Origin of the sequence: Pseudomonas brassicae, from assembly GCF_010671725.1 — a bacterium.
GTDB lineage: Bacteria > Pseudomonadota > Gammaproteobacteria > Pseudomonadales > Pseudomonadaceae > Aquipseudomonas > Aquipseudomonas brassicae.
The window spans coordinates 1-4,923 of record NZ_JAAHBU010000270.1 but is presented as its reverse complement, the minus strand read 5'-3'; the positions used below and the strand labels follow the sequence as shown (position 1 = coordinate 4,923).

Annotated in this window: 2 protein-coding genes and 2 pseudogenes; 1 reads left to right on the top strand and 3 read right to left on the bottom strand. The window is 63.5% G+C overall.

The window, feature by feature from the left end; all coding sequences use genetic code 11:
• Nucleotides 1-29: 29 nt before the first annotated feature.
• From G3436_RS18125 to G3436_RS18115, 3 genes and pseudogenes are all read right to left on the bottom strand, one after another.
• A complete protein-coding gene (locus G3436_RS18125; protein ID WP_163947674.1) occupies nt 30-800 on the bottom strand; it encodes a MetQ/NlpA family ABC transporter substrate-binding protein in 771 nt (256 codons plus the stop codon).
• A 62-nt stretch (nt 801-862) separates the two neighbouring features.
• Nucleotides 863-1,533, bottom strand: a pseudogene (locus G3436_RS18120) (methionine ABC transporter permease).
• A pseudogene (locus G3436_RS18115) lies at nt 1,533-2,539 on the bottom strand (methionine ABC transporter ATP-binding protein). The pseudogenes G3436_RS18120 and G3436_RS18115 overlap by 1 nt, the downstream one beginning before the upstream one ends.
• A 224-nt stretch (nt 2,540-2,763) precedes the next feature.
• Here G3436_RS18115 and katE point away from each other — a divergent pair.
• A complete protein-coding gene (katE, locus tag G3436_RS18110; protein ID WP_163947671.1) occupies nt 2,764-4,902 on the top strand; it encodes a catalase HPII in 2,139 nt (712 codons plus the stop codon).
• The last annotated feature ends 21 nt before the right edge of the window (nt 4,903-4,923 follow it).

The window sequence follows — 4,923 nt, the reverse complement described above, 5'->3', positions numbered from 1 at the left end:
CTTGCCAGCGAAGGGGGCGATGGGGTCTATCAGAACGCTGGCTTGACCGCGCCCTTGTACTTCTCTTCGATGAACTTCTTCACTTCCGGCGTGTGCAGGGCAGCCACCAGCTTCTTCACCGCGTCCGAGTCCTTGTTGTCCTCACGGGTCACCAGGATGTTCACGTAAGGCGAGTCGCTGCCTTCGATGACCAGCGCGTCCTTCTCGGGGTTGAGCTTGGCTTCCAGCGCATAGTTGGTGTTGATCAGCGCCAGGTCGACCTGGGTCAGCACGCGCGGGATGGTGGCGGCTTCCAGCTCACGGAATTTCAGGCCCTTGTCGTTGCCGGTGACGTCCTTGACGGTCGACAGGATGTTGGTGTTGTCCTTGAGCTTGATCACGCCGGCCTTGGCCAGCAGCAACAGGGCACGGCCGCCGTTGGTGGCGTCGTTGGGGATGACCACGGTGGCGCCCGATGGCAGCTCTTCAAGCTGCTTGAACTTGTTCGAGTAGGCGCCCAGCGGCTCCAGGTGAACACCGCCAACGCTGACCAGGTGCGTACCCTTGGCCTTGTTGAACTCGTCCAGATACGGCTGGTGCTGGAAGAAGTTGGCGTCCAGGCGTTTCTCGGCCACCTGCACGTTGGGCTGCACGTAGTCGGTGAACACTTTCACCTTCAGCTCCACGCCCTCTTTGGCCAGCGCCGGTTTGACGAACTCGAGGATCTCGGCGTGCGGTACCGGGGTGGCGGCAACGGTCAGGGTCTCGGCATGGGCCGAGAAAGCCGCAACGGCGGCAACAGCAGCAAGCAGTCTTTTCATCAAATCACTCCTTGTGAGGGCCGTTCCGGCCCCCGGGGTGTCGGCAATGCCGACCCATGGGGTTACTTACGGGAAAAATGCACAACCAGTTTGTCGCCGACGCTCTGCAGAACTTGAACCAGCACCAGCAGCATGATCACGGTGACCACCATCACGTCGGTCTGGAAGCGCTGGTAGCCGAAGCGGATGGCCAGGTCGCCCAGGCCGCCTGCGCCGACCACGCCGGCCATCGCGGTGTACGACACCAGGGTAATGGCGGTGACGGTGATGGCCGCAAAAATGCCCGGCCGGCCTCCGGCAGCAGGGCATTCATGATGATCTGGCGGGTGCTGGCGCCCATCGACTGGGTGGCTTCGATGATGCCGCGGTCGACCTCGCGCAGGGCTGTTTCGACCAGGCGCGCGAAGAACGGCGTGGCGCCCACCACCAGCGGCGGAATCGCCCCGGCGACACCCAGCGAGGTGCCGGTGATCAGTACCGTGAACGGGATCATCACGATCAGCAGGATGATGAACGGCAGCGAGCGCAGCACGTTGACCACCAGCGACAGCAGCGCATACACGCGCTTTTCTTCGAACAGCTGACGTGGCCCGCAGAGGAACAGCAGTACGCCCAGCGGCAGGCCGAGCAGCACGGTGAACAGCAGCGAGCCGAACAGCATGATCAGGGTGTCGATCGTGGCCAGCCAGATTTCGGCCCAGTCGATATTGGCAAAGAAACTCAGGGCGTCCATCAGCGCAGTACCTCCATATGAACATCCGCGGCAATGAAGCGGGCAAACGCCGCCTCGATATCGCCACCGGTGATGGCCAGGGTCAGTTGCCCGTAGGGGTGTCCTTGATGCGGTCGATGCGCCCGGCCAGGATGCTGTAGTCCACCCCGGTTTCACGGGCCACGGTGCCCAGCAGCGGCGCGTAGGTGGCATCGCCCTGGAAGGTCAGGCGCACGATGCGGCCTGGCACGTGGGCGAAATCGTCGCGCTGTTCGCTTTCGTCGATCTGCTCGTCTTCCTGCACGAAGCGCTTGGTGGTCGGATGCTTGGGGTGCAGGAACACCTCGGCCACCGAGCCCTGCTCGACGATCTGCCCGGCGTCCATCACCGCCACCTGGTCGCACACGCGGCGGATCACGTCCATCTCGTGGGTGATCAGCACGATGGTCAGCTTCAGCTCGCGGTTGATCTCGGCCAGCAGCTGCAGCACCGAGGCCGTGGTTTGCGGGTCGAGGGCGCTGGTGGCCTCGTCGCACAGCAGGATCTTGGGCTGGGTGGCCAGGGCGCGGGCAATGCCCACGCGCTGCTTCTGCCCACCCGACAACTGCGCCGGGTATTTGCGGGCATGCTCGGACAGGCCGACACGGGCCAGCAGTTCGCTGACACGCTGGTCGATTTCGCCACGGGACATGCGCCCGGCCAGGGTCAGCGGCAAGGCGACGTTGTCGGCCACGGTCTTGGAGGCCAGCAGGTTGAAGTGCTGAAAGATCATCCCGACCTGCTGGCGGAAGCGGCGCAGGTCGTTGGCGTTGAACGCCGTGACGTCTTCGCCGTCGACGATGATCTTGCCGCCGCTGGGGGCTTCCAGGCGGTTGATCAGGCGCAGCAGGGTACTTTTGCCAGCACCGGAATGGCCGATCAGGCCGAACACCTGGCCGTCTTCGACGCGCAGGCTGGTCGGGTGCAGGGCGGGGATATCCCTACCGGCGACGCGGTAGGTTTTATGGACATGTTGAAACTCGATCACGTAGCGAACCTTGTGGGGCGCATGAAATAGGGTCAGCGGTTAGCCGGGGGCGCATTTTAGCCTGTTCGTATAGAGGTTCTTAGCATTTATTTCGCCAGAGTCCAACGCTATGGGAATAACGCGATCAGTGGTCACCCCGAAGGAACGCTGGGCGCAGCCGCCAGTCACTACCTCAAGAGCCCCCTTCAGGGGCCCCGCGACGACTGATGAGGAGATGCAGACCCATGCCCAGCAAGAAGAACGCACCCAAGGAAAGCCAGCTCGCCGGCACCCAGACCCCCGACAAGGCCAACACCAATGCCAAACTGCAGAGCCTGGAGGCGTTTCGCAGTGACGCCACCGGCCAGGCGCTGCGCACCAATCAGGGGGTCAAGATTGCCGACAACCAGAACTCGCTCAAGGCCGGCGAGCGTGGCCCGTCGCTGCTTGAAGACTTCATCATGCGCGAGAAGATCACGCATTTTGACCATGAACGCATCCCTGAGCGCATCGTGCATGCGCGGGGTACTGCGGCGCACGGGTATTTCCAGGCGTACGAAAGCCATGCTGCGTTGACCAAGGCCGGTTTTCTGCAGGACCCGGAGAAGATCACCCCGGTGTTCGTGCGCTTCTCCACCGTGCAAGGCCCGCGTGGTTCGGGTGACACGGTGCGCGATGTGCGCGGCTTTGCTGTCAAGTTCTACACCGATGAGGGTAATTTCGACCTTGTCGGCAACAACATGCCGGTATTCTTCATTCAGGACGCGATCAAGTTCCCGGACTTCGTGCATGCGGTCAAACCCGAGCCGCATAACGAGATCCCGACCGGCGGCTCGGCCCACGACACCTTCTGGGATTTCGTCTCTCTGGTGCCGGAGTCGGCGCACATGGTGATCTGGGCCATGTCCGACCGTGCCATCCCGAAAAGCCTGCGTACCATGCAAGGCTTCGGCGTGCACACCTTCCGCCTTATCAACGCCGAGGGCGTGGCCAGCTTCGTCAAGTTCCACTGGAAACCGAAGCAGGGCGTGCATTCGCTGCTGTGGGACGAGGCGCAGAAGCTTGCCGGCAAGGACACCGATTACCACCGCCGTGACCTGTGGGAGGCGATCGAGACCGGCAACTACCCCGAATGGGAGTTCGGCGTACAGATCGTGCCCGAAGCCGACGAGCATAAGTTCGATTTCGACCTGCTCGACCCCACCAAGATCATTCCCGAAGAGCTGGTGCCAGTGACGCCGCTGGGCAAGATGGTGCTCAACCGCAACCCGGACAACTTCTTTGCCGAGACCGAGCAGGTCGCGTTCTGCCCGGGGCATATCGTGCCCGGTATCGATTTTTCCAACGACCCGCTGCTGCAGGGCCGGCTGTTTTCCTACACCGATACGCAGATCAGCCGCCTGGGTGGGCCGAATTTCCACGAAATTCCGATCAACCGGCCGGTGGCGCCGAACCACAACGGTCAGCGCGATGCCCAGCATCGCACCACGCTGGACAAGGGCCGCGCAGCCTACGAGCCCAATTCCATCGATGGAGGATGGCCGAAGGAAACCCCGCCAGCGGCCCAGGATGGCGGCTTCGAGAGCTATCCCGAGCGCATCGAGGCGCACAAGGTCCGCCAGCGCAGCCCCTCATTCGGCGATCATTTCTCGCAGGCGCGGCTGTTCTTCCAGAGCATGAGCCCCACCGAACAGGAGCACATCATCAGTGCCTACAGCTTTGAGCTGGGCAAGGTCGAGCGGGCGTACATTCGCGAGCGCGAGGTGAACGAGATCCTCGCCAATATCGATCTCGAGCTCGCCGCACGGGTGGCGCACAACCTTGGGCTGGCCGCGCCGAAGCAGGGCACGGTGGAGGTGACGCCGCAATCGCTCAAGCAATCCCCTGCCCTGAGCCAGATGAACCTGCTGGGTGAAGGGATCAAAGGGCGCAAGGTCGCGATCCTGGTGGCCGATGGCGTGGATGCGGTGCAGGTGGATGCGCTGATCAAGGCACTGGACGCCGAGAGCGCCCAGGCCAAGCTGCTGGGGCCGACGTCGGCGCCGGTGAAGACCGCGGCGGGCAAGCCGCTGGCGGTGGACGCGTCGATGGAGGGCATGCCCTCGGTGGTGTTCGACGCGGTCTGGATCGCGGGGGGCAAGGCCAGCGTGCAGGCGCTGAGCGGCGACGGGGTGGCCCTGCACTTCGTGCTGGAGGCCTACAAGCACCTCAAGCCGCTGGGGGCGGACAGCGACGCCAAGGCGTTGCTCGACACGCTGCGGCTGAAGGTGGATGAGGGCATGGTGGTGGGCAGCGACCAGAAGGCCTACAAGGCCTTGGTGGCGGCGATTGCCAAGCATCGGGTGTGGTCGCGGGAGGCGGCGGCCAAGGCGATTCCTGCTTAGCCCAATCGGGCCCCCTTTCTG

What these genes read in the sequence shown, in the direction of transcription:
- G3436_RS18125 (WP_163947674.1), bottom strand. Translation starts at nt 800, where the DNA reads ATGAAAAGACTGCTTGCTGCTGTTGCCGCCGTTGCGGCTTTCTCGGCC.
- katE (WP_163947671.1), top strand. Translation starts at nt 2,764, where the DNA reads ATGCCCAGCAAGAAGAACGCACCCAAGGAAAGCCAGCTCGCCGGCACC.